The sequence below is a fragment of the Klebsiella sp. Ech2A genome (genome assembly GCF_030078455.1).
Classification (GTDB): Bacteria; Pseudomonadota; Gammaproteobacteria; order Enterobacterales; family Enterobacteriaceae; genus Klebsiella; species Klebsiella terrigena.
Genome location: NZ_JAQGFU010000251.1, coordinates 1 through 5,446, shown reverse-complemented (window position 1 = coordinate 5,446; position 5,446 = coordinate 1). Strand labels below are relative to the sequence as shown.

General features: G+C 62.8%; 5 protein-coding genes and 1 pseudogene. 4 read left to right on the top strand and 2 right to left on the bottom strand.

Annotated features, from left to right (window positions below; translation table 11 throughout):
• A pseudogene (locus PFH44_RS24560) lies at positions 1-172 on the top strand (histidine ammonia-lyase); the annotation flags it as partial.
• A 100-nt stretch (positions 173-272) separates the two neighbouring features.
• Complete coding sequence (locus PFH44_RS24555; protein WP_283826449.1) at positions 273-1,661, top strand: amino acid permease; 1,389 nt, start codon at positions 273-275, stop codon at positions 1,659-1,661.
• 50 nt (positions 1,662-1,711) lie between these two features.
• Here the strand turns inward: PFH44_RS24555 and PFH44_RS24550 are convergent, their stop codons facing one another.
• Together PFH44_RS24550 and bioA are read right to left on the bottom strand one after the other, a co-directional pair.
• Complete coding sequence (locus tag PFH44_RS24550; protein ID WP_283826448.1) at positions 1,712-2,188, bottom strand: kinase inhibitor; 477 nt, start codon at positions 2,186-2,188, stop codon at positions 1,712-1,714.
• 69 nt (positions 2,189-2,257) lie between these two features.
• On the bottom strand, positions 2,258-3,547 hold the full coding sequence (bioA, locus tag PFH44_RS24545; protein WP_283826447.1) for an adenosylmethionine--8-amino-7-oxononanoate transaminase: 1,290 nt from the start codon (positions 3,545-3,547) through the stop codon (positions 2,258-2,260).
• Between the two features lie 85 nt (positions 3,548-3,632).
• Between bioA and bioB the strand changes: the two genes are divergently transcribed.
• Together bioB and PFH44_RS24535 are read left to right on the top strand one after the other, a co-directional pair.
• Positions 3,633-4,673 carry a biotin synthase BioB gene (bioB, locus tag PFH44_RS24540; protein ID WP_283826446.1) on the top strand — a complete coding sequence of 347 codons (1,041 nt, stop codon included), beginning with the start codon at positions 3,633-3,635 and terminating at the stop codon, positions 4,671-4,673.
• Positions 4,670-5,446, top strand: a 777-nt coding sequence (locus PFH44_RS24535) for an aminotransferase class I/II-fold pyridoxal phosphate-dependent enzyme (protein WP_283826445.1), incomplete at its 3' end; no start/stop codon positions are given. The genes bioB and PFH44_RS24535, both read left to right, overlap by 4 nt.

Here is a 5,446-nt window from a genome sequence, read left to right as displayed (position 1 = left end):
GGGTCGTACCAGCAGCCCGCTGCTGGAAAAGGCGCGCCATCTGCTGCGCGAACGCGTGCCGCACTACACCGAAGACCGCTTCTTCGCGCCGGATATTGAACACGCTATTGAGCTTTTGGCCGCGCGTCACCTGACGCGACTGCTGCCTGCCGTACTGCCCGATCACCACTAACCATTCGCTGTTCTCTGTACCCGCGTCGGGGGGATGCCTTCCCCCCGGCCGTCCTACACGCATATTTGTCGTCGTATAAAAATTATCAGGACACTTGCATATGCAACAACAATCGCAACAAAAGCCACATCTGCTGCGCGGGCTGAACGCTCGCCATATTCGCTTTATCGCGCTCGGTTCCGCCATCGGCACCGGGCTGTTCTACGGGTCGGCCGCCGCCATCAAGGCCGCCGGTCCGGCGGTGCTGCTGGCCTATCTTATCGGCGGCGCGGCGGTCTTTATCGTGATGCGTGCGCTGGGGGAAATGGCGGTGCGCAACCCCGTCTCCGGCTCCTTCGGCAGCTACGCGCGCCAGTATCTCGGCCCGCTGGCCGGGTTTATCACCGGCTGGACCTACACCTTCGAAATGGTCATTGTGGCCCTCGCCGACGTGACCGCGTTTGGGATCTATATGGGGCTGTGGTATCCCGACGTTCCGCGCTGGATCTGGGTGCTGAGCATTATCTTTTTCATCGGCGCGATGAACCTGTGTCACGTGCGAATTTTTGGCGAGATGGAGTTTTGGCTCTCGCTGATTAAGGTGGTGGCCATTATGGCGATGATCGTGGCGGGCGGCGCCATCATCTTCTTTGGCTTTGGCAACGCGTTTCCGGCGACGGGGCTGGAGAATCTGTGGAGCCACGGCGGGTTTGCGCCGAACGGCTGGCAGGGGATTATCGCTTCGCTGGGGATCGTGATGTTTGCCTTCGGCGGGGTCGAAATCATTGGCGTCACCGCCGCAGAGGCGCAGGAGCCGAAAAAGGTGATCCCGCAGGCAATCAATACCATCCCGCTGCGCATCGTGCTGTTCTACGTCTGCACCCTGGCGATCCTGATGGCTATTTTCCCGTGGAGCAGCTTTGGCGAGCAGGGCAGCCCGTTCGTCCTGATCTTCAGCGGCCTGGGCATTCCGGCGGCGGCGACAATCCTCAATATTATCGTCATTAGCGCCAGCATTTCGGCCATCAACAGCGATATATTTGGCGCGGGCCGCATGATGTACGGCATGGCGAAAGAGGGCATGGCGCCGAAAAGCTTCCAGCGCATCGCCAGCAACGGCGTGCCCTGGATGACGGTGGTGGTGATGGGCGTGGCGCTGCTGGCGGCGGTGGTGCTGAACTACCTGATGCCGGAGCAGATCTTCGTGCTCATCGCCTCGCTGGCGGCGTTTGCCACGGTGTGGGTCTGGCTGATGATCCTGCTGGCCCACTTTGCGATGCGCCGCGGCCTGTCGGCGGAGGAGCGGCGAAATATCGCGTTCCCGGTGCCGTTCTGGCCGGTTGCGCCGCTGCTGACCCTGCTGTTTATGGGGCTGGTAATTGCGGTGCTGGGAATGGTGGAAGAGACGCGTATTGCGCTGATCGCCGGCCTGGTCTGGCTGGGGCTGCTGACGGTGGTGTGGTACGCGCGAGTGCGTAAAAACGCGGTCGTCGCGGTGACGGAGCAGTAATCAGATAGGCCCGGGTCAGGCGTGAGCGCTGGCCCGGGGAAGCGCCGAGTTTAGCTAAACAGGGCGGTTATTGAGGCGCTGCCGAGGCTGTGGAAATGGACGTTAAAACCGACCATCGCGCCGCTTGCGCCTTCATCGACCTCAATTTTATCAACGTCCAGCGCGTGCACCGTAAAGATGTAGCGATGGCTTTCACCCTTCGGCGGCGCCGCGCCGCCGTAGCCCGTCTGACCGAAATCGGTGCGGGTCTGAACCGCCTCTTCGGGCAGCGGCGCCAGCCCGGAACCGGCGCCCTGGGGCAGCACGCGGGTATCGGCAGGGAGGTTCGCCACAACCCAGTGCCACCAGCCGGAGCCGGTCGGCGCGTCGGGATCGTAGCAGGTCACCACAAAGCTTTTGCAGCCTGCCGGTACATCATCCCACGTCAGATGCGGTGAAATATTGTCCCCCGCGTAGCCCATGCCGTTGAATACATGACGGTTGGGCAGTTTCTCGCCATCCTGCAAATCATGACTGATGAGTTTCATCGTCTCTCCTCAAGTTAATCGCCTGATTGGCAAAGAAGTGTAGCGCGCGGGACGCGGCGTTACCGTCTCTTAATCGCTAAAAAATGTTTCTTCCAGCACCGCGGCGTTAACCGCCCGGGTCAGGCGCGTCAGCTGTTCGGCGCTAATGATATACGGCGGCATCAGGTAGATAAGCTTGCCGAACGGGCGCACCCACACGCCTTGCTCCACGAAGAAGCGCTGCAGGGCGGCCATGTTCACCGGACGGCGGGTTTCCACCACCCCAATCGCGCCGAGCACGCGCACGTCGGCCACCAGCCCGGAGTCGCGCGCCGGCGCCAGCTCGGCCTTCAGCTGCGCTTCGATGGCGGCGACCTGGGTCTGCCACTCGCCGCTTGCCAGCAGGCTGAGGCTCTCTGCGGCCACCGCGCAGGCTAGCGGGTTGCCCATAAAGGTCGGGCCGTGCATAAAGCAGCCGGCCTCGCCGTTGCTGATGGTCTCCGCGACCGTGCGGGTGGCCAGCGTCGCGGAGAGCGTCATGGTCCCGCCGGTGAGCGCCTTGCCGAGGCACAGTATATCCGGCGCGATGCCCGCATGTTCGCAGGCGAACAGCTTGCCGGTACGGCCAAAGCCGGTGGCAATCTCATCGGCAATCAGCAGGATACCTTCGCGATCGCACATCTTACGGACGCGCCTTAACCACTCCGGATGGTACATCCGCATCCCGCCGGCGCCCTGCACGATGGGCTCAAGGATCACCGCGGCAATTTCATGGCGATGGGCGGCCATCAGGCGGGCAAAGGGCACCATGTCGAGCTCGTCCCACTCGCCGTCAAAGCGGCTTTGCGGCGCCGGGGCGAACAGGTTGTCCGGCAGATAGCCCTGCCACAGGCTGTGCATGGAGTTGTCCGGATCGCACACCGACATGGCGCCGAAGGTATCGCCGTGATAGCCGTTGCGGAAGGTGAGAAAACGCCGGCGCGGTTCGCCCTTTGCCTGCCAGTACTGCAGAGCCATTTTCATCGCCACTTCGACCGCCACGGAACCGGAATCGGCAAGGAACACGCACTCCAGCGATTCCGGGGTCATCGCCACCAGCTGGCGGCAGAGTGCGACCGCCGAGGGGTGGGTTATGCCGCCAAACATCACGTGCGACATCTGGTCGATCTGCGCTTTCATCGCCGCATTCAGCCGCGGATGGTTGTAGCCGTGGATCGCCGCCCACCATGACGACATGCCGTCAATCAGCCGTTCGCCGCCGGCCAGTGAAAGCTCGCAGCCGTGGGCGGATTCCACCGGGTAAACCGGCAGGGGAGAGGTCATGGAAGTGTAGGGGTGCCAGATGTGGCACCGATCGAAGGCGAGATCGTCCATTGTCATAAGCGACTTGTAAACCATTTTGAAAACATTTAGGTTTACGAGTATAAACCGAACCGACAGTTAACAAAACCCTTTGGAGAAGCCAATGGCTCACCACGCACGCTGGACAATGTCGCAAGTCACCGAGTTATTTAATAAACCACTGCTGGATCTGCTGTTCGAAGCCCAGCAGATCCATCGCCAGCACTTTGACCCGCGCCAGGTGCAGGTCAGCACGCTGCTGTCGATTAAGACCGGCGCCTGCCCGGAAGACTGTAAATACTGCCCGCAGAGCGCGCGCTATAAAACCGGCCTTGAGTCCGAGCGCCTGATGGAGGTTGAACAGGTGCTGGAGTCGGCGCGGCAGGCCAAAAATGCCGGTTCGACCCGTTTCTGCATGGGCGCGGCGTGGAAGAATCCGCATGAACGCGATATGCCCTATCTTGAGCAGATGGTCAAAGGGGTGAAGGCGCTGGGGCTGGAGTCCTGTATGACCCTCGGCACCCTGACCGATAGCCAGGCGCAGCGCCTTGCCGGCGCCGGTCTCGACTACTACAACCACAACCTCGATACCTCGCCGGAGTTCTACGGCAATATCATTACCACCCGCACCTACCAGGAGCGCCTCGATACCCTCGGCAAGGTGCGCGGGGCGGGGATTAAGGTGTGCTCCGGCGGCATCGTCGGGCTGGGCGAAACGGAAAAAGATCGCGCCGGACTGCTGCTGCAGCTGGCCAACCTGCCGACGCCGCCGGAAAGCGTGCCCATCAACATGCTGGTGAAGGTGAAGGGCACGCCGCTGGCGGACAACGACGACGTCGACGCGTTTGAGTTTATCCGCACCATCGCGGTGGCGCGCATCATGATGCCAACCTCCTACGTGCGCCTCTCCGCCGGCCGCGAGCAGATGAACGAACAGACCCAGGCGATGTGCTTTATGGCCGGGGCCAACTCCATTTTCTACGGCTGCAAGCTGCTGACGACGCCGAACCCGGAAGAGGATAAGGACCTGCAGCTGTTCCGCAAGCTGGGGCTTAACCCGCAGCAGACGGCGGTGCTGGAAGGCGATAACGAGCAGCAGCAGCGTCTGGAGCAGGCGCTGAACAACCCCGATACCGAGGAATATTACAACGCGGCGGCGCTATGAGCTGGCAGCAACGCATCGAGCAGGCGCTGAGCGAACGGAGGCAGGCGGATGCTTTCCGCTCTCGCCAGCCGGTGGCGCAGGGCGCCGGGCGCTGGCTGACCCACGAGGGGCAGCGCTGGCTCAACTTTTCCAGCAACGATTACCTCGGCCTGAGCCAGCATCCGCAGATCGTTGCCGCCTGGCAGCAGGGCGCCGAACGCTACGGCGTCGGCAGCGGCGGCTCTGGCCACGTCAGCGGCTACAGCGACGCGCATCGCCAGCTGGAGGAGGCGCTTGCCGACTGGCTGGGCTATTCGCGCGCGCTGCTGTTTATCTCCGGCTTTGCCGCTAACCAGGCGCTGATTGCTGCGCTGCTCGGCAAGGACGATCGCGCGGTAGCGGACCGTCTGAGCCACGCCTCGCTGCTGGAAGCGGCCAGCTTCAGCCCGGCGCAGCTGCGGCGCTTTCAGCATAACGACGTCCAGCAGCTGCAAGCGCTGCTGGAGAAACCGCTGGCGGGCCAGCAGCTGGCGATCACCGAAGGCGTCTTCAGCATGGACGGCGATAGCGCGCCTCTCGGCCCGATCAACCAGGTGACCGCCGAAGCCGGCGGCTGGCTGTTGGTCGATGATGCCCACGGCATTGGCGTGCTGGGCGACGAAGGCCGGGGCAGCTGCGACGCGCAAAACGTTCATCCTGAGCTGCTGGTGGTGACCTTCGGCAAGGCCTTTGGCGTCAGCGGGGCGGCGGTACTGTGCAGCGAGGCGCTGGCGGATTACCTGCTGCAGTTTGCC